Below are 17,691 nucleotides of genomic sequence, written 5' to 3' on the forward strand. Positions count from 1 at the left end.
CATGGCCGATACATCTTTCGACGTCATCATCATCGGCTCCGGCCCCGGCGGCTACGTGACCGCGATCCGCGCTGCGCAGCTCGGTTTCAAGACCGCGATCGTCGAGAAATCCTATCTCGGCGGCATCTGCCTGAACTGGGGCTGCATCCCGACCAAAGCGCTGCTGCGCTCCGCCGAGATCTACCACTACATGCAGCACGCCAAGGATTACGGGCTGTCGGCCGACAACGTCTCGTTCGATCCGAAGGCCGTGGTGCAGCGCTCGCGCGGCGTCTCGAAGCGCCTCAATGACGGGGTCGGCTTCCTGATGAAGAAGAACAAGGTCACGGTGATCTGGGGCGAAGCTGCGATCGAAGCGCCCGGCAAGATCACGGTGAAGAAGTCGGCGGTCGAGGCGCCGAAGGGCGCCAGCGGCGAGGGCACCTATCAGGCCAAGCATATCATCGTGGCGACCGGCGCGCGGCCGCGCGTGCTGCCCGGGCTCGAGCCCGACAAGAAGCTGGTCTGGACCTATTTCGAGGCGATGGTGCCGGAGCGGATGCCGAAGTCGCTGCTGGTGGTCGGCTCCGGCGCGATCGGGATCGAGTTCGCGTCGTTCTTCCACACTATGGGCGCCGACGTCACCCTGGTCGAGGTGCTGCCGCAGATCCTCCCGGTTGAGGATGCGGAGATCGCGGGGTTGGCGCGCAAGCGGTTCGAGAAGCAGGGGATCAAGATCCTCACCTCGACCAAGGTCACGAAGCTTGAGAAGAAGGCAGATAGCGTGGTCGCGACCATCGATGACGGCAAGGAGAAGCCGCAAGCGGTAGAGTTCGAGCGCGTGATCTCGGCGGTCGGCGTGGTCGGTAACATCGAGAACCTCGGACTGGAGAAGCTCGGCGTCAAAACCGACCGCGGCTGCATCGTGATCGACGGCCTCGGCAAGACCAACGTTCCCGGCATCTATGCGATCGGCGACGTTGCGGGACCGCCGATGCTCGCGCACAAGGCCGAGCATGAAGGCGTGATCTGCATCGAGGCGATCAAGGGCCTGCATCCGCATCCGATGGACAAGCTGATGATCCCGGGCTGCACCTACTGCAACCCGCAGGTCGCCTCCGTCGGCCTCACCGAGGCCATGGCCAAGGAAGGCGGCCGCGAGATCCGCGTCGGCCGCTTCCCGTTCGTCGGCAACGGCAAGGCGATCGCGCTCGGCGAGGACCAGGGCCTCGTCAAGGTGATCTTCGACAAGAAGACCGGCCAGCTGCTCGGCGCGCACATGATCGGTGCCGAGGTCACCGAGCTGATCCAGGGCTATGTCGTCGCAATGAATCTGGAGACCACGGAAGAGGAACTGATGCACACCGTGTTCCCGCATCCGACCCTGTCGGAAATGATGAAGGAAGCCGTGCTCGACGCCTATGGGCGGGTGCTGAATATCTGAGTGGCCGATTCAGTTCGTCATGCGCGGGCTTGACCCGCGCATCCATCAAGCGAAAGCGTTTTTGCAGATGGATCGCCGGGTCAAGCCCGGCGATGACAAGCGGGAAGAGCCGTTGATGCAAGAAGCCTGAGAAAGAACAGAGCCAGTGAAAGACAACGACAACCTCACCATCGAACGCCCGACTTTCGTCACCCATCTCGAATGCGCGATCGAGGGCGATCACTATCCCGCTGACCAGGTGCACAACCTCTCCAAGGCCGGCAAGCCGCTGCTGGTGCGCTACGACCTTGCCGGGGTGAAGAAGGCGCTGACGAAGGATGCGCTGGCCCAGCGTCCCGCCGATCTGTGGCGCTACCGCGAGCTGCTGCCGGTGCGCAAATGCCAGGACATCGTCAGCCTCGGCGAGATCACGACGCCGCTGATCCGGCTGCCGCGGCTCGGCGCCAGGCTTGGCGGCGGCGAGATCATCGTGAAAGATGAAGGCCGGCTGCCGACCGGCTCGTTCAAGGCGCGCGGCCTCGTGATGGCGGTGTCGATGGGCAAGGCGCTCGGCATCAAGCACATGGCGATGCCGACCAACGGCAATGCCGGCGCGGCGCTCGCGGCCTATGCCACCTCCTGCGGCATCAAGACCACGATCTTCTGCCCGGCGGACACGCCGGAGGTGAATGTCAGCGAGATCGAGCTGCAGGGCGCCACCGTTTACCGCGTCAACGGCTATATCGACGACTGCGGCAAGATCGTCGGCGAGGGGAAAGCGAAAGTCGGCTGGTTCGACACCTCGACCCTGAAGGAGCCGTACCGGATCGAGGGCAAGAAGACGATGGGGCTCGAGCTCGCCGAGCAGCTCGGCTGGGACGTGCCCGACGTGATCTTCTATCCGACCGGCGGCGGCACCGGCCTGATCGGGATGTGGAAGGCGTTCGACGAGCTCGAGAAGATCGGCTTCATCGGTTCGAAGCGGCCGCGCATGGTCGCGGTGCAGGCCTCCGGCTGCGCGCCGATGGTGCGGGCCTATGAGGCCGGCACCGAGCACGCCGCGCGTTGGGAGGACGCCCACACCATCGCCTCCGGCATCCGCGTGCCGCAGGCGATCGGCGACTTCCTCATTTTGCGCGCGGTGCGCGAGAGCAAGGGCTTTGCGATCGCGGTCGATGACGACAAGATCAGCGCCGCCCTCAACGAGGTCGCGCGCGAGGAGGGGCTGTTGCTGTGCCCCGAGGGCGCCGCGACCTATGCCGCCTACAAGGAGAGCCTCGCCGACGGCCGTGTCAGCAAGACCGACCGTGTGATGCTGTTCAATTGCGCCAGCGGCCTGAAATACCCGCTGCCGCCGATCACCCGCACGCTCGACCGGCACAAGCCGATCGACTTCTCGCAGTTCTGACGCCTCGTCCGAAGGGGCCATCTTGTCGAAAGGTGGCCCTTCAAAAATGATACGACAAAGAGCACTGAGGGAGAGCGTGATGCGGAGGCTGGTTCTGGCCGTGTTGGCCATGTTGGCGTTGACGGGGACCGTTTCCGCGGAAACCTATCCCGCGCACCCGATCACCATCGTGGTGCCGTTTGCCGCCGGCGGCCCCTCGGATGCGATGGCGCGCATCCTCGGCGAGCGCATGAAGCAGTCGCTGGGCGAGGTGCTACTGATCGAGAACGTGACCGGGGCGGGCGGCTCGATCGGCGTCGGCCGTGCGGTGCGCTCGGCGCCCGACGGCTACACCATCTCATTCGGCCATCTCGGTACCCATGTCGCCAACGGCGCGATCTACAAGCTCGGCTACGACCTCGTTACCGATCTCGAGCCGGTGGTGCTGCTGCCGAGCAACCCGATGATCATCGTCAGCAAGAACGCCGTGCCGGCGAAATCGCTGAAGGAATTGCTGGAGTGGCTGAAGTCGCGGCCGGCGCCGCCGACCGCGGGCACCGCCGGCGCGGGCAGCGGCAGCCATATCGCCGGGCTCTATTTCGAGAACGTCTCCGGCGTCAAGCTGCAATATGTGCCGTATCGCGGCACCGGTCCGGCGCTGAACGACCTCGTCGCCGGCCAGATCGACATCATCGTCGATCAGACCTCGAACTCGATCAACCAGGTCCGCGCCGGCAATATCCGCGCCTATGCGGTCACCGATTCCAAGCGGGTGGCGAACGCGCCCGACGTCCCGACGGTGGACGAGGCCGGCCTGCCGGGCTTCCACATGACGCTGTGGTCCGGCCTCTGGGTGCCGAAGGGTACCCCGAAGGAGATCGTGGCCAAGCTCAACGCCGCTGCAGTCGAGGCGATGGCCGATCCGGCCGTGCAGAAGCAGCTCGAGAATTTGGGCTTGCAGATGCCGCCGAAGGACCAGCTCACGCCGGAAGCGCTCGGCGCCTGGCAGAAGGCGGAGATTGCAAAATGGTGGCCGATGATCAAGGCGGCGAACGTGAAGGTGGATTGAGGCTCGTCCCTTCACGTCCTCCCGGCGAAGGCCGGGACCCAACCGATAGCGGTGGTTATGGGTCCCGGCCTTCTTCGCCGGGACGACAGTGTGTTACTGCGCCGGCGCCGCGTTGCTCTCCTGCGTCACGACGCGCTCGCCGTTCTTGGCCACCGCCGTGCCGGCGTCCTCGAACCGCGCCTGATAGACCGCGAAATTCTCCATCACGCGCTGGACGTAGTTGCGCGTCTCCGAGATCGGGATCCGCTCCACCCAGTCGACCGGATCGACCTTGGGATCGCGCGGGTCGCCATAGGCCTTGATCCAGTCGCGAACGCGGCCGCGGCCGGCGTTGTAGCCGGCAAAGGTCATGATGTGGCAGTTGCGGTATTCCGACAGCAACGCGCTGAGCTCGGCTGCGCCCATCTGGGTGTTGTAGACGGGATCGGACACCATCCGGCTCCAGTCATAGCTGACTCCGAAGCGCTTGGCGGTGTCGCGGCCGGCTTCGGGGGTCACCTGCATCAGGCCGACGGCGTTGGCCGCCGACTTGTCGCGCTGGTCGAACGCGCTTTCGGTACGCGCGATCGAGTAGGTCATGCTGCGGCCGATATCGGGCGCGATCGGCGTGTGCTTGGGAATGCCGATCACCGGGAAGGCGTAGTGGTCGAAGGCAAAGCCACGCGCGAGTGCGATCTTGCCGATCTGCAGCATGGCGCGGGCATCGTTGCGGCGGCCGGTCAGCTCGCCGAGCGCTTCGAGCATGCCGACATCGGTGCTTTCCTCGGCGAGGTCGGCGGCAAAATAGAGCACGACGTCCGGCTCGCCGATCGCATAGAGCATGTCGGCGGCGCGGACCCGCTCATCCGCTGCCATGCTGTCGGCGCTGGCGGCCGGCGAGGGCGCGCGCAGCTCGACGCCACCATCACGGCCGAGCCTGGCCAGCGCGAGCTGACCGTAATAGGCCGTCGGGTAGCGCGCCGCGGCCTGGTAGTCGGCCCGCATCGCCGCGGAATTGCCGAGAGCCTCGGCGGCGCGGCCGCGCCAATAGGCGGCGCGCGCCAGCACGGTCGGGTTGGTCTGGCCCTCGTCGATATGCGCGAAGTGCGCCGCGGCGGTCTTGGCGTCGTTGAGATAGCGCAGTGCGATCCAGCCGCGCATGAAGTGCATGTCGGAGCGGTAATAGGGATTGTCCGGCGCCGCCGCGGGCCGGATCACGTCATAGGCCGCCTGGTACTCGCCCTGGTCGAGCAACTTGCGGGAGAGGATGCGGCGCTCGCGCCACCACTGGTCGGTGTCCTGCTGCGCCATCGTCTCCGGGGCGGCCGCGATCGTCACGCGTGCCGCTTCGTCGACCTTGTTCTTCGCAAGCAGCCACTGAATTCGGCACAGCGTGTAGCCGAGATCGCGGCGGGCATCGGCCGGCACATCGTTGAGTGTATCCTCTGCCTTGCTGGATTGTCCGCGGACCGCGCCGCAGGCTTTCACGATCGCCAGATCGTCGCTGCCGAGCCGCTGCGCCGCGCGCCTTGCGCCGGCGAGATCCTTGGCGCCGATCCGCTTGTCCATGCGCGCGCGATGGTCGTCACGCGTCAGCAGGTCCTTGAACGCATCATAGGCGTCGCTCTCGGTGCGATCGGACAGCTCCTCCGAGCGCCAGGCTTCGCCCACCAGCCGGGTGGCGCCGTCGCGGTCGCCTTCGGCCAGCAGCGTGCGGGCGAGCGCGAACTTGCCCTTGGCGCTGATCGGCTGATCGAGGGTGAAGCCGTGCACCGTGGCCGGATCGCTGCGCTCCTGCCACATCCGCGCTTCGGCGCGCTTGCGCAACAGCGTGACGCTTGGCCAGTCCGGGTTGGCGGTGACGAATGCCGCATAGCGGCTGAACGGTGCGCTCGATTCCGAGTGGCGCAGCAGATACCACTCGACGAGTTTGCGCCCGACCGGGTCGGTGATCCTGGCCTGGATCTCGGTCGCGTCGCTGGTCTTGCCTCTGCGCGCGGCGAGGATCGCGTCCCTGACCGTGGCGAGATCGCCCGACAATTGCGGCCCGGCGGGCTTCTCCGGCTCGGGCGCCTTCTCAGCGGATTTGGAAGGAGCGGATCTGGCCTTCGCGGATTTCCGTTTATCGGCGCCATGTCTGGCGTGCCGCCGTTTGCCGGAGGCAGTCTCGCGCGCGGCCTTGCCGCCATGCGCCTTCTTGTCCCCGTGGCCGCTCTTGGCCTGGTGCTGGTGATGCGGCTTGGCGGTCGCCTGGACCGGAAGCAGCGCGAGCGCGGCGGCGGTGGCGAAGCACGCCAGCGGACGTAGGCAACGGTTCATTCCCTGGTCCCCCCTGAGAAACCATGAGGCACAACAGAACGCGTTATACGGCGGCACAACCGCCGCAGATTATCACTACCCTCGATTCTCGAGTGTTAATGCTCCTGCAACTCAACAGGGAAAACGCGGCGAAATATGGAATATGGCGTGTGGAACCCGCGGGAACCGGGGTTTTTGCGGGTGATAACGGACGGGCAGCACCGTGCATTGACCGGTTCCTCGTGAGTTGTATCGTCGTTACGCGCGCGCATGGGGGCTCCCGATGTCATTGACAGATCACTTTTCGCCAGCCGGTGCGCCATGACGGCCCGCCTCAGAACCATCCTCGACGGCGGCCGCTATTTCGAAGGCCCGCGCTGGCATCGCGGGCGGCTCTGGTTCGTCGATTGCATGGCGCGGACGCTTCTGAGCATCAGCCCGTCGGGCGAGTTGCAGGAGCATGCTGCGCTGACCGACGACACGCCGTGTGGGCTCGGCGTATTGCCTGATGGCGACATCGTCGTGCTGACGATGTTCAGGAAGCGGCTGCTGCGGTTTTCCGATGGAGCGCTGTCGCTCTATGCCGATCTCTCCGAGGTCGCGACCGGCACCATCGACGACATGATCATCGACGGGCAGGGACGCGCCTATGTCGGCGATCTCGGCTTCGACCTGCCGCCGCCGGAGCACCGCGGTGGCGTCGGCCGGATCATCCTCGTGACGCCCGACGGCAGTGCGCGTGTCGTCGCGGAAGGCTTGAGGTTTCCCAACGGCATTGCGGTCTCCTCCGACCATCGCCGGCTCGTCGTTGCTGAAATGGATGGTGCAGGTCTCGCCGATTACGACATCGCGCCGGACGGCGGCCTGAGCCTGCGCGGGCGGTTCGGCAGCATCAACGATCCCGACGGCATCTGCCTCGATGCCGACGAGGCGACCTGGGCCGCGTCATTCACGGAAGATGCTTTTGTCCAGATCGATCGCACTGGTGTGGAGCGCGAGCGCATCACGGTGTCCGGCCGCCGCGCGCTTGCCTGCGCGCTCGGAGGCGCGGACCGCAGGACGCTGTTCTGCCTGAGCGCGCAGACGTCGTACGAGGAGCTACGCAAGGGCAGATCCACGTCGCGGATCGATGCGGTCGAGGTCGACAAACCGGGTGATGGCTATCCCTGAGGCGCGGCCGCAGGCGCGTATCACTTCTTCTTTTTCTTCTCTTTCTTCTTCAGGATATCGGCCTGGCTCCTGAAGGTGCGGGCGAGGGAGCGCATCTTGTTGGCGCCGATTGCGTCGGCCGTCGTCGATGCGACCGGCTCCGCGGTCTGCGCCTGCTTGCGAATTGCCTTGGCCATTTTCATGAAGGAACCAATCGGGCCGCGTCGCTTCGGTTCCTGCGCGAGCGACCGCGTCTTGACGGCATTTCGGGGCCTTGAGTTTCGTTCTCGTTTCGTTCATATTGGCACGCTCCGGGGAGTGCCGCCATGGACGCCGAGCGAGACCGCGAAATCATCAGGCTGTGGAACGAGCTCCGCCGGCTGCAGCGCGAGGGGCGTCCGACGGCGCTGCTGGTCCGCCGCATCGAGAAGGCGCTCGCGGCTCGCGAGCAGGAGGCCGCCTGAAACGCCGGTCTTGCCGCGTCCCCTCTGCGGCAAAACGGTCTAGCGTCCGCCGTCCGGCCCCATGATCAGATTCGGCAGCCAGGTCGAGATCTGCGGAAAGAAGCAGAGCAACAGCACTGCGAACATCATCAGCAGCACGAACGGCAGCGTGCCCCAGATCACCTCGCTCAAGGGGATGTCGGGCGCGACGTTGCGGATCACGAAGATGTTGAGCCCGACCGGCGGATGGATCAGGCCCATCTCCATCACGATGGTCATGACGACGCCGAACCAGATGATGTCGAACTCGGCCGCGCGCAGCGGCGGCAGGATGATCGGCGCGGTCATCAGGATGATCGAGACCGGCGGCAGGAAGAAGCCGAGCACGATCACCATCACGAGGATCGAAAACAAGAGCTCCCAGCGCGGCAGGTGCATTGCGACGATCGCTTCCGCCGCCGACTGCGAGATGTGCAGGTAGCTCATCACATAGGAATAGAGCAGTGACATGCCGATGATCAGCATCAGCATGGTGGACTCGCGGATGGTCGATTTCAGGATCGGGGACAGGTCGCTGGGCGTCCACACACTGTAGATCACGGCGATCAGCCCGAGCGCCAGGAGGCCGCCGAGGCCGGCGGTTTCCGATGGCGTGGCATAGCCGCCATAGAGCGCGATCATCACGCCGGTCAGCAGCAGCACGAACGGGATCACGCGCGGCAGAGCGCTGAAGCGCTCGGCCATGGTGAATTCGTCATGCTGCAGGATCGCCGCGTCCTTGCCGGTCGCGTCATAGACGGCGCGAGCCATGGCGTATTCCTTGCGGAAGCGGAACACGGCGTAGAGGCCGAACAGCGTCACCAGCAGCAGGCCGGGGCCGATGCCGGCAAGAAACAGCCGTCCCAGCGATTTCTCGGCCGCGACGGCGAACAGGATCATCGTGATCGAGGGCGGCAGCAGGATGCCGAGCGTGCCGCCGGCGGCGATGATCCCCGCGGCAAAGCCGCCGGAATAGCCGCGCTTGCGCATCTCCGGAATGCCGGCCGAACCGATCGCCGAGCAGGTCGCTGGCGAGGAGCCGGCCATCGCCGCGAACAGGGCGCAGGCGAACACGTTGGCGACGCCGAGGCCGCCGGGCACGCGGTGCAGCCAAGCATGCAGCGCCGAATAGAGATCCTGGCCGGCGCGCGATTTGCCGATCGCCGCGCCCTTCAGGATGAACAGCGGGATCGACAGCAGCGTGATCGAGGCCATCTCCTCGTAGACGTTCTGCGTCACCGTATCGAGCGAGGCCGCCGGCATGTAGATCGCCATGAACACGACCGCGACGGCACCGAGCGCGAATGCGATCGGCATGCCGGAGAACATCGCAAACAGGGTGGCAAGTCCGTAGGAGATACCAATACCAAACACGGTCATCGGCGCGCGCCACCCGTCAGCGGAATGATGATTTGCAGGAGGATCTGCACGCAGAGCAGCGTCATGCCCAGCGCCATCAGCACGTAGGGGATGGCGAGCGGCGGCGACCACATCGAGTTGGACACCTGGCCGTCGACATAGGCTTCATGCGCCAGGGTCCAGGACTTCCAGGCGAAGAAGGCGCAGAACGCGAAGCTCGCGACGTCGACCAGCCACAGCCTGATGGCGTTGGCGCGCGCCGAGAGCAGCCCGACGAACGCCTCGATGCTGACATGGCCGCGCTGGCTCTGCACATAGGCCGAGGTCATGAAGGTGGCGCCGACCAGGAGGAACACGGCCGCCTCGTCCTGCCAGTAGTTCGGGCTGTGGAACAGGGCGCGGCCGAGCACGCTGTAGCTCAGGATCACGCAGGCCGCGACCAGGGCGAGGGCTGCGAACACCACGATGATGTTGTTGCAGATGGACAGCGCGCGCCCAAGCAAGGCCACGGGCGTGTTGCCCGCGGCGATGCTTGCGGTTTCGGCCTGATCCGCGACCGGACCATGCATCATGCGGCGACGTCGCTTGCGAGCTTCAACAGGTTGGCGGCGGTGGCGGTCTTGGCGCCATAGTCCTTCCACGCGGTATCGCGCGCGATGTCGCGCCACTTGCCGACAATGGTCGCATCGAGCGCACTGACCTTGGCGCCGGCCTTCTCGTAGACCTTGGCGACTTCGGTATCATCGTCCTGCGCGCCCTTGCGGCCGAACGCCTCGAGCTCGGTGCCGACGGCGAGGATGATGTCCTGCTGGTTTTTCGGCAGCTTGTCGAAGATCGCCTTCGACATCATCAATGGCTCCAGCATGAACCAGTAGGAGGCGCCGGCGCCCGAGGTCAGCGATTTCGCGACCTCCTCGAGGCGGAACGAGATCAGGCTGGTGGAGGAGGTGATGCCGGCGTCGCAGGCGCCGGTTTGCATCGCGGCGTAGAGCTCGTTGGACGGCACCGACAGCACGGCGGCGCCGGCGGTCTGCAGCACCATGTCCATCTCGCGCGAGCCGCCGCGCACCTTGAGGCCCTTGGCATCTTCAGGCGCCACGATCGCCCTGGAGCGGCTGGCGACGCCGCCGGCCTGCCAGACCCAGGAGATCAGCAGAATGCCCTTGTCGGCGAGGAAGTCGGTGAGCGCCTTGCCGACTGGCTCCTTCTTCCAGCGCAGACCCTGATCGTAGGTGGTGACGAGGCCCGGCATCAGGCCGATATTGGTCTCCGGCAATTCGCCGCCGGCATAAGGCATCGGATACAGGCTGAGATCGAGCGCGCCCTTGCGCATCGCCGAGAACTGCGCGTTGGTCTTGATCAGCGACGAGTTCGGGTAGACCTCGGCGGTCAGCTCGCCGCCGGAGCGCTTGGCGACTTCCGCCGCGAACATCCTGCATAGCCGGTCGCGGAAGTCGCCCTTGTCGATCGTGCCGCCGGGAAACTGGTGGGAGATCTTCAGCGTGGTCGCGGCATGCGCGGTCCCGATGCCCATCCGCAGGACGGCGGGTGCGGCGAGGGCGGAAGCGAGGACGTGGCGGCGTGTGAGCATGGTTCTCCCCTGAGAGCTTCTTGAGTGGCTGTTAGGCCGGCGCGGAGCTTTAGCTTAGCCGGTCTTCGCGTGAATATTCTCTAGTCTGATAGTTCGAGGCGCCCTGATAGTGCGAGCCGATACGCCGCTGCAAGGCCTGACATTCAAGGCCTGACATTCAAGTCCCGACGTTCGAGCCTTGTCGTTGTTGCGGCGCACACTGCTGCGCTGCGACGCCGGGTCGTCACGCAACCATCGCGCCACCAGACGCCGGGCGACCGCAACCGCGCTGCTTCAAGAATTTGTTATTGGAGGTAACGACGGCCGGCGCAAGTGCGTCGAGTAGAGAGCGGCAAGTCGTCGCGCTCACATTCGACCACACAAGGGATCATCACCATGACCACCAAGACCCGCCTCGGCCTTTCCGCCGCGCTGCTCTCGTTCAGCCTGGCGCTGGCGCCCGCCGCCTTCGCTCAGGACAAGATGGGCAAGGATGACGCGATGAAGAAGGAAGACACGATGTCCAAGGATGCCATGAAGAAGGACGGTGGCATGATGAAGAAGGACGACGCGATGAAGAAGGACGGCGGCGCGATGATGAAGAAAGACGACGGCATGAAGAAGAACTGACTGCCGTCATCGCCTGCTGTCCGCAGGCCCGCCGCTTTGGCGGGCCTGGTTGCGGCTTAGCGCTTCTTCTTGCCGCGCTCCTTGCGTGCCGCGTAGCGGGCATCGCGCTTGGCCTTTTGCTCGGCGAGCAGCGCCTCCTCGCGGGCGGCTTCCTCTTCCTTCTCGCGCGCAATGCGGGCGGCCTCGGCGGCTGCGGCCTCTTCCTCGCGACGCTTCTGCTCGGCCTTTTCGGCCTCACGGGCTTCCTTGGCCTTGGCGCGGCGGTCGGCGATCGCCGCGCGCTCCTCGGCACGTGCCTTCACAGCGGGATCGTCAGCTCCCGGCTGGGCCCGAAACTTGTTGAGGAGGTTTTGCCGCGCCTGCAGGGCCGCTTTCTGGCGGTCGGCAAAACCCGGTTCCTTGAAGCCACTCATAGAGGAAGCCTTGCTGCTTTCTGTTCGGGTGATGGATGGGGTTGGTTCGGCGTTTCAATAAGTGAATGGCGGCGAAATTGCCAGTGGCGAACGGAGGACTGTGGAGCAAGGGAGATATGAGCCAGCGTCGGCCATCGTTCGCCCCGCGGACGCGTGGTGAGTGGCTGGTCACCAGGGCTGTTGAAAAGTTCAGCCGCGCTGGAGGTGCTCGCGTCGTCCGTTACCCAGGACCTTGGCGACCGTCTCGGCGGTCATCGCGCTCCGATCCGAGGCGCGCTGGGCTTCCAGCCTGTCGCGCGCCTTTTCGGTGATCAACAGGCTGATCAGCCGTAGCCTGCTGCTCTCATCGACAGCCTCCGAGAGCAACTGCCTGTAACGCTGATAGTCGTACGTCGCTGCTTCTTGTTCGCTCATCGGCACGCCCCGCACACGCGCTCCACTTCAGCGAGTAGTCTTTCGCGAGTCGCCCTTGGATCGCAACGGAATTGCGGTGCCGACGGCCGCGGCCGTGCATTTCGTTGCGCGACTGTTGCAGAATTGATCGCACGCAACCGTGCAAACCGTCATGATGCGGACCGTGGCAATCGGGAACCGAAGCCGGCATGAGCGAATCCGACGACGGAGGCAGCAGAAGGGGCGCGCTGATCGGACTGCTGGTCGCAGTGGTCATGCTCGCGGTCGGCCTCTGGCTCGCGCATGACCTGACGGCGGCGAGCAAGATGCAGGATTGCCTGATGTCGGGCCGGACCAACTGTAATGTGATCGAGCCGGCGCGCTGACCCGGTCTTGCGGCAGTGCAATATCGATCCCACATCAAGCCCAAAGACTCGGGCTGAACTGTTTGATCCCGGTTGTGATTCCGATCACACGCGGACAGGCGGACTGCCTCGACTCCTGGAAATCGGCGGGAACCAAGGCCATGATGTCCAAGCTGTGGTCCGGAAAGGGCGCGGCGCTGGCTGCCGCAGGCGCGGCGGGTGCCGTTTTGGTGGCGTATCTATCGCTGACGGTGGCCTCGCCCGAGCCGGTGTCCAATGCCGCGCTCGGGCCGGAATGGCAATGCAGCCGGGTCGCTTTCGTGCTGACCACCTGCTCCCGGGCGACCGAGGTGGAGGCCGAGGCCAAACCGCAGGGCGAGGTCAAGGCGATCCCGGTGCGGGCGAAGGACGATTGTCCGCCGGAGCTCTAGATCTTTTTCTGGCGCGTTGTCTGCACGCGAGGCGCTGCCGATTTCGCTGGAAGGCGCGCCGGCCGGGCCGTCGCAGCGGCTGCATTTCAAGTTATTTCTTGGTGGTACCGCGCGGCTTGATCGACAGGCCGAGGCGCATGGCCATCTTCTTGATCCGCTCCGGCGAGCGGCCGGTCGCCTTCACGACCTCCTCCAGCGACTTTGAGGAGCGTGCCAGTTCCATCAGTCGTCGGTCCTCCTTGAACGACCACCGCGGCTTTCGGGCCATCTTGTTGGTATCCTTGTGCATTGCTGGGCAACAAAGCCGCCAGGCGGGGTCGCCTGACGGCCTTGCCGGTGTGGGCCCGGACCTTGGGGAAATGTCCGGTGGATAAGCAATACTGCTTCCGAATAAGGTCGCAATTGAAACCAGAATTTAACCTAACCGATCAAGGTTATTCGGATTAGAGCGTGGCAGGAGGCCTTATGCGCAAGGTCGCCATTTTGAGTGCCGCAGCATTTTTACTGTCCGGTTGCTGGTCCGACCCGGAGGTTACGGGATCGACCAACAGCTGTGCGGCCAATCTTTACAGTCAGTACAATCCCAAGGTCATGGATCAGTGCGTCAACGCCTGCATCAAATGTGACCGCGGCAACGTCACGACCTGCACGACCTCCTGCACGCTGAAGGGCGCGCGGTAATCGATCCCGCGCATCTGATGCCAGCGAGGCCTCGTGGCGTCACGCCAACGGACCGCCTTGCGTGGCGCGAGGATCGCCTTTATCGCGTCCGGGCAGCGGCGCCGTCGGCGCGCCGGACACTGAGAGCGTGGAACAGGGCGCGATGAGCGGGATTTCCTATGTCGCGGTCGACTGGGGCACCAGCAGCTTGCGGCTCTGGCTGATGGGCGCCGGTGGCAAGGTGTTCGGTGAGCGGCGCAGCGATGAAGGCATGACCGCGGCCGCCAGGACCGGCTTTGCAGCCGTGCTGCAATCGCATCTCGACGCGCTGGGTGTGCCGGCCGACCTGCCGGTCGTGATCTGCGGCATGGCGGGCGCGCGCCAAGGCTGGGTCGAGGCCGGCTATATCGATACGCCGGCGCATCTCTCGGACATCCTCAACGGCGCCGTCGGGGTCGGCGGGCAGGCGCGCGATATCCGTATCCTGCCTGGGATCGCGCAGCGCGCTACCGCCGCGCCCGACGTCATGCGGGGCGAGGAGACCCAGCTGCTGGGTGCGCTCGGCTTGAACGCGCCGGGCGAGGCGCTCGTCTGCATGCCGGGAACGCATTCCAAATGGGTGAGGGTCCGCGGCGGAACGGTCGAGCGTTTTGCGACCTTCATGACCGGAGAGTTGTTCAGCGCGGTCGCGCGCGGCACCATCCTGTCGCACGCCGTCGCCGGCGCCGAGGAGGCGGTTGACGGCGATGCGTTCCGCGCGGCTGTCGCGGCGGCGTTCGCGGCGCCGGCGCTATCGGCCAACCTGCTGTTTCGCGTGCGGTCGCGGCAGCTGCTGTTCGGCGGCAGCGCCGAGGCCGCGCGTGAGACGATCTCGGGCACGCTGATCGGCGTCGAGCTCGCGGCCGGCCTTGCGGAGCGGGAGCAGGGAGCGTCGGTTACGCTGATTGCCTCGGGCCGGTTGCAGCGGCTCTATCAGATGGCGCTCGAATGCCTTTCGATTCCGCTCGATGCCGTGGATGCGGAGGAGGCGGTTCGCCGTGGCCTCGCCGGCGCGGCGGCGGCAATCTGGAAGAACTGAGGGATCACCGCATGAGCATTCCGTTTCCGCCGATGAAGCGACCGCTGGTCGCGATCCTGCGCGGCGTCAAGCCGGACGAGGTGCTGGGCATCGTTAGCGCGCTGCTCGACGCCGGCATGACCGCGATCGAGATTCCGCTGAACTCGCCCGAGCCGTTCCGCTCGATCGAGATCGCGGCGAAGCGCGCGCCGGCCGATGTTCTGATCGGCGCCGGCACGGTGCTGACTGCAGCAGACGTCGATCGCCTGCACGACGTCGGCGGCCGCCTCATGGTGTCGCCGAATGTCGATGTCGAGGTGCTGGCGCGGGCCCGGGACCATGCGATGATCACGATGCCCGGCGTGTTCTCGCCGACGGAAGCGCTGCTCGCTGCGCGCGCGGGGGCGTCGAGCCTGAAATTCTTCCCGGCCAGCGTGCTCGGCGCCGCCGGCATCACCGCAATCCGCGCTGTGTTGCCGCCGGATGTGATGATCGCCGCGGTCGGCGGCGTCTCGGACCAGAATTTCGCCGAGTATGTGAAGGCGGGCATTCGCGCCTTTGGTCTCGGCAGCAGCCTCTACAAGCCGGGCACGACGGCCGCGGATGTGGCTGTCAGGGCAAAGGTGACGATCGAGGCGTATGACCGGGCCGTGCAGGGCGCCGGCTAGACTCGGTGCAAGCGCGTTAATCGTCCCGCCTGCCGCCGTCGATCACCCTGAACAATGGGGCCGCTTCACGGGGATTCTCGAGCAGTTCTTCGACCATGGCGATCGCGGCCGCGACGTATTTTCCGGTCGCGGCGTCCAGCGGCCGTTCGGCTTCGTCTGACAGCGCGAGCTTGGCGCCTTCGAGCAGCTTGCGGGTGCGGACGGCGGACTCGTCGCCGGCGGTGAGGGCGGCGCGCGCGATCGATCGCAGCACGAACAATTCGCCCTCCAGCCGCAGCAGGCGGTCGTTCAGCTTGCTCAGGACTGTGTTCAGGTTCCGCATGACGCGCTCTCCGGGCATTGCACCCGTCTTCCATACACGGTCATTCCTGACGAAATTCTTGTGGCGGCCGCGCACCAGTTGGTTGGTTGAATGGCGTCTCGGATCTCCTCATGTTCCCGATGGTCCGGGCGTTGTCATTTGACGAAGGCGTCCATGGCCCTAATAGAATGGCCGCGGTCCGGCGCTGCCCGGAAAGCGCGTCAGTTTCACCCCATCGCGACGAGGGAACAGATATGAGGATTGCCGTCGAAACGACCGTTGCCGCGCCGATCGCGGATGTCTGGCGCGCCTACACGACACCTGACGACATCAAGCAGTGGAACGCGGCGTCCGACGATTGGCACACGACCGCCGCGACCGTCGACCTGCGCACTGGCGGCGCCTTCTCGTCGCGGATGGAAGCCAAGGACGGCAGCATGGGATTCGATTTCGCCGGCACCTACACCAGGGTCGAGGAGTTCCGGCTGCTCGAATATTCGTTCGGCGATCGCAGCGCGCAGGTCGCATTCACGCCGGAGGCCGGCGGCGTCAAGGTGCAGGTCAGCTTCGACAGCGAGGATACCCATTCGGTCGAGCAGCAGCGCGGCGGTTGGCAGGCGATCCTCGATAACTTCAAGCGTTACGTCGAAGCCAAGCGGCGGTCCTGATCCCGCGATCGGAGGGCGGCGTGACGCTGAAGCGACCGCGCGCGGCGATGCCGACGAGCATCCGTCGCGAACTCGATGCGACCGGACTGATGCAGGCGTTCAAGGCGCGGCCGCCGTATCAGCGCAACGACTATCTGCACTGGATCGGCCGCAGCGTGCGAGCTGCAACACGGCGCAAGCGGATCGGCCAGATGCTGGCGGAATTGAAGGCCGGCGGGGTGTATATGGGAATGGCGCACCGACCGAGCAAACCAAAGTGAGACTCTCGCGGCGTGATCGCTGCGCGCCGTGCGTTCGCATCGCTCGCGTGATGTTTGAGTCGTGCGAATCCTCATCGACAAAGGGGACGATTTCAGAATCGTCCATCGCGGTCCTGAAAATATCGACGACCGACGCGGGCACAATCTCCTAAAGAAGCAATCTTGGATTAAGAAATTGCGAAGCGCGCTGCCTGCACTCACGGCAAGTGTTGGAACCTGCAACGCACGAACAGAAAGCGATCGGTCTCTCAATCGCCGCCGGAACTTTGTTCACGCACGGAGAACTACGGAATCGTTTCGTGCGCTGAATGATAAAGACGGCGAGTGATTTCACGGCACACGGCGAACATCAAAAAGAAAGGCCTCAGCGCGTGGGCCACGCTGAGGCCAAGTAGACACTTTGGTCGTGAGGCACCGTCGCCGGCGCCTCGGTGCTTAGCCTATCTTCGTTTCTGCGTTTCCAAATGGCCCATTTGGGCCATGCCGCGTGATAGCCAATTTGGGACATGCGCCGTTGGCACAAAGTGTGCAGACTTGCAGCTGTCAGGATTTTGCATCACCTTCCTGGGGCTAGGGCCAGCGCCGTCCGCATATATTTCAAGCGGACGGCGTTGTGCATTCTGGCGACCGCGCGGGCCATCGCCCGGCTGCGCTCAGGGTCAGCGTTCCACCGGTCGAATCTCGAGGTTCTCGATTTTCAGGGGCGGCGTTGAGGGGACGTTCTGCTCGTTCAATGGATGCAGCGTGATCGGCGTATTCGAGCCGCCGGCGAGCACATTGACACCGGCGCCGTCGGCATGGGCGTAACCGCCGGCGAGATCGTCGCTCCCGAGCCACGGCACCGGCGCCATCACCTTCCAGGTCACGGCGACTTCCTGATCTCCGATCAGAACACCGAAATTGCGGATGGCCGCGACATAACGACTGTCCGGCGCGCTATCGATGTGCAGCACGCAATTGAGATTGGTCACCGGACCCACGACGAACCCGGTATCGGGTCCGCCGCGACACTCAAGCGTTCCGGCCTGCACCTGCTGCGCATTGGCGGCTGCGAGCGGCGCGGCGAGAACCGCCGCACCACACAGCGCAGAGGCGATCGAACGGCGTGTCATACGCATGGTGCTGGACAACGCGGATCGGCGCGCAATCG

The 17,691-nt window shown here is 65.2% G+C and carries 23 protein-coding genes; 13 read left to right on the forward strand and 10 right to left on the reverse strand.

Annotated elements, in window-relative coordinates:
• The first annotated feature begins 1 nt into the window (after window position 1).
• From lpdA to E2I15_RS06205, 3 genes are all read left to right on the forward strand, one after another.
• On the forward strand, window positions 2–1,423 hold the full coding sequence (gene lpdA, locus E2I15_RS06195; RefSeq protein ID WP_137482017.1) for a dihydrolipoyl dehydrogenase: 1,422 nt from the start codon (window positions 2–4) through the stop codon (window positions 1,421–1,423).
• Between the two features lie 145 nt (window positions 1,424–1,568).
• On the forward strand, window positions 1,569–2,810 hold the full coding sequence (locus E2I15_RS06200) for a threonine synthase (RefSeq protein WP_137482015.1): 1,242 nt from the start codon (window positions 1,569–1,571) through the stop codon (window positions 2,808–2,810).
• Between the two features lie 79 nt (window positions 2,811–2,889).
• Entirely contained in the window at window positions 2,890–3,858 is a 969-nt protein-coding gene (locus tag E2I15_RS06205) for a tripartite tricarboxylate transporter substrate binding protein BugD (RefSeq protein WP_137482013.1), read from the forward strand.
• 93 nt (window positions 3,859–3,951) lie between these two features.
• Here E2I15_RS06205 and E2I15_RS06210 read toward each other — a convergent pair whose 3' ends face one another.
• Complete coding sequence (locus tag E2I15_RS06210; protein ID WP_137482011.1) at window positions 3,952–6,156, reverse strand: lytic transglycosylase domain-containing protein; 2,205 nt, start codon at window positions 6,154–6,156, stop codon at window positions 3,952–3,954.
• A 300-nt stretch (window positions 6,157–6,456) separates the two neighbouring features.
• On the opposite strand from E2I15_RS06210, the gene E2I15_RS06215 reads away from it, so the two are divergent.
• Window positions 6,457–7,305 (forward strand): SMP-30/gluconolactonase/LRE family protein, encoded by an 849-nt coding sequence (locus E2I15_RS06215; RefSeq protein ID WP_137482009.1) that lies wholly within the window; start codon window positions 6,457–6,459, stop codon window positions 7,303–7,305.
• Between the two features lie 20 nt (window positions 7,306–7,325).
• On the opposite strand, the gene E2I15_RS06220 is transcribed toward E2I15_RS06215, so the two are convergent.
• Window positions 7,326–7,487 (reverse strand): hypothetical protein, encoded by a 162-nt coding sequence (locus tag E2I15_RS06220; RefSeq protein WP_155262239.1) that lies wholly within the window; start codon window positions 7,485–7,487, stop codon window positions 7,326–7,328.
• Window positions 7,488–7,610: 123 nt separating this feature from the next.
• On the opposite strand from E2I15_RS06220, the gene E2I15_RS06225 reads away from it, so the two are divergent.
• Entirely contained in the window at window positions 7,611–7,748 is a 138-nt protein-coding gene (locus tag E2I15_RS06225) for a hypothetical protein (RefSeq protein ID WP_155262240.1), read from the forward strand.
• Between the two features lie 39 nt (window positions 7,749–7,787).
• Here E2I15_RS06225 and E2I15_RS06230 read toward each other — a convergent pair whose 3' ends face one another.
• Genes E2I15_RS06230 through dctP form a run of 3 tightly spaced genes read right to left on the reverse strand, consistent with a single transcriptional unit; the run spans window position 7,788 to window position 10,716 of the window.
• On the reverse strand, window positions 7,788–9,146 hold the full coding sequence (locus E2I15_RS06230) for a TRAP transporter large permease (protein WP_137482007.1): 1,359 nt from the start codon (window positions 9,144–9,146) through the stop codon (window positions 7,788–7,790).
• Window positions 9,143–9,697, reverse strand: coding sequence for a TRAP transporter small permease (locus E2I15_RS06235; protein ID WP_016842495.1), 555 nt, complete (start codon window positions 9,695–9,697; stop codon window positions 9,143–9,145). Before E2I15_RS06235 ends, E2I15_RS06230 begins: the two co-directional genes overlap by 4 nt.
• On the reverse strand, window positions 9,694–10,716 hold the full coding sequence (gene dctP / locus E2I15_RS06240; protein ID WP_026192802.1) for a TRAP transporter substrate-binding protein DctP: 1,023 nt from the start codon (window positions 10,714–10,716) through the stop codon (window positions 9,694–9,696). The genes E2I15_RS06235 and dctP overlap by 4 nt, the downstream gene beginning before the upstream one ends.
• A 375-nt stretch (window positions 10,717–11,091) precedes the next feature.
• Between dctP and E2I15_RS06245 the strand changes: the two genes are divergently transcribed.
• Window positions 11,092–11,325, forward strand: a complete 234-nt coding sequence (locus E2I15_RS06245) for a pentapeptide MXKDX repeat protein (protein WP_016842498.1) — start codon at window positions 11,092–11,094, stop codon at window positions 11,323–11,325.
• A gap of 56 nt (window positions 11,326–11,381) precedes the next feature.
• Here the strand turns inward: E2I15_RS06245 and E2I15_RS06250 are convergent, their stop codons facing one another.
• Window positions 11,382–11,738 (reverse strand): DUF6481 family protein, encoded by a 357-nt coding sequence (locus E2I15_RS06250; protein WP_137482005.1) that lies wholly within the window; start codon window positions 11,736–11,738, stop codon window positions 11,382–11,384.
• A gap of 189 nt (window positions 11,739–11,927) precedes the next feature.
• Window positions 11,928–12,152 carry a hypothetical protein gene (locus E2I15_RS06255; RefSeq protein ID WP_137482003.1) on the reverse strand — a complete coding sequence of 75 codons (225 nt, stop codon included), beginning with the start codon at window positions 12,150–12,152 and terminating at the stop codon, window positions 11,928–11,930.
• Between the two features lie 188 nt (window positions 12,153–12,340).
• Between E2I15_RS06255 and E2I15_RS38650 the strand changes: the two genes are divergently transcribed.
• Both E2I15_RS38650 and E2I15_RS06260 read left to right on the forward strand, forming a co-directional pair.
• Window positions 12,341–12,517: a hypothetical protein gene (locus E2I15_RS38650; RefSeq protein ID WP_016842502.1), complete on the forward strand. Its 177-nt coding sequence runs from the start codon at window positions 12,341–12,343 to the stop codon at window positions 12,515–12,517.
• Window positions 12,518–12,657: 140 nt separating this feature from the next.
• A complete protein-coding gene (locus E2I15_RS06260; protein WP_137482001.1) occupies window positions 12,658–12,927 on the forward strand; it encodes a hypothetical protein in 270 nt (89 codons plus the stop codon).
• Between the two features lie 91 nt (window positions 12,928–13,018).
• Here E2I15_RS06260 and E2I15_RS06265 read toward each other — a convergent pair whose 3' ends face one another.
• Window positions 13,019–13,195, reverse strand: a complete 177-nt coding sequence (locus E2I15_RS06265; RefSeq protein WP_167350394.1) for a hypothetical protein — start codon at window positions 13,193–13,195, stop codon at window positions 13,019–13,021.
• A gap of 197 nt (window positions 13,196–13,392) precedes the next feature.
• On the opposite strand from E2I15_RS06265, the gene E2I15_RS06270 reads away from it, so the two are divergent.
• From E2I15_RS06270 to E2I15_RS06280, 3 genes are all read left to right on the forward strand, one after another.
• Window positions 13,393–13,608 carry a hypothetical protein gene (locus E2I15_RS06270; protein ID WP_026192800.1) on the forward strand — a complete coding sequence of 72 codons (216 nt, stop codon included), beginning with the start codon at window positions 13,393–13,395 and terminating at the stop codon, window positions 13,606–13,608.
• Window positions 13,609–13,750: 142 nt separating this feature from the next.
• The gene (locus E2I15_RS06275; RefSeq protein ID WP_137481999.1) at window positions 13,751–14,665 is read left to right on the forward strand and encodes a 2-dehydro-3-deoxygalactonokinase; all 915 of its coding nucleotides are present in this window, start codon (window positions 13,751–13,753) and stop codon (window positions 14,663–14,665) included.
• A gap of 11 nt (window positions 14,666–14,676) precedes the next feature.
• Complete coding sequence (locus tag E2I15_RS06280) at window positions 14,677–15,312, forward strand: 2-dehydro-3-deoxy-6-phosphogalactonate aldolase (protein WP_137481997.1); 636 nt, start codon at window positions 14,677–14,679, stop codon at window positions 15,310–15,312.
• 16 nt (window positions 15,313–15,328) lie between these two features.
• On the opposite strand, the gene E2I15_RS06285 is transcribed toward E2I15_RS06280, so the two are convergent.
• Window positions 15,329–15,634, reverse strand: coding sequence for a hypothetical protein (locus E2I15_RS06285; RefSeq protein WP_026192799.1), 306 nt, complete (start codon window positions 15,632–15,634; stop codon window positions 15,329–15,331).
• Window positions 15,635–15,867: 233 nt separating this feature from the next.
• Here E2I15_RS06285 and E2I15_RS06290 point away from each other — a divergent pair, with 233 nt between their 5' ends.
• Window positions 15,868–16,281, forward strand: coding sequence for an SRPBCC family protein (locus tag E2I15_RS06290; RefSeq protein ID WP_137481995.1), 414 nt, complete (start codon window positions 15,868–15,870; stop codon window positions 16,279–16,281).
• 20 nt (window positions 16,282–16,301) lie between these two features.
• Window positions 16,302–16,541, forward strand: a complete 240-nt coding sequence (locus E2I15_RS06295; protein ID WP_137481993.1) for a YdeI/OmpD-associated family protein — start codon at window positions 16,302–16,304, stop codon at window positions 16,539–16,541.
• A 659-nt stretch (window positions 16,542–17,200) separates the two neighbouring features.
• Here E2I15_RS06295 and E2I15_RS06300 read toward each other — a convergent pair.
• Entirely contained in the window at window positions 17,201–17,659 is a 459-nt protein-coding gene (locus E2I15_RS06300) for a DUF992 domain-containing protein (RefSeq protein WP_246729365.1), read from the reverse strand.
• Window positions 17,660–17,691 lie beyond the last annotated feature (32 nt).

The sequence above is a fragment of the Bradyrhizobium sp. BR2003 genome (assembly GCF_009720285.1).
In the GTDB taxonomy this organism is placed as follows: domain Bacteria; phylum Pseudomonadota; class Alphaproteobacteria; order Rhizobiales; family Xanthobacteraceae; genus Bradyrhizobium; species Bradyrhizobium elkanii.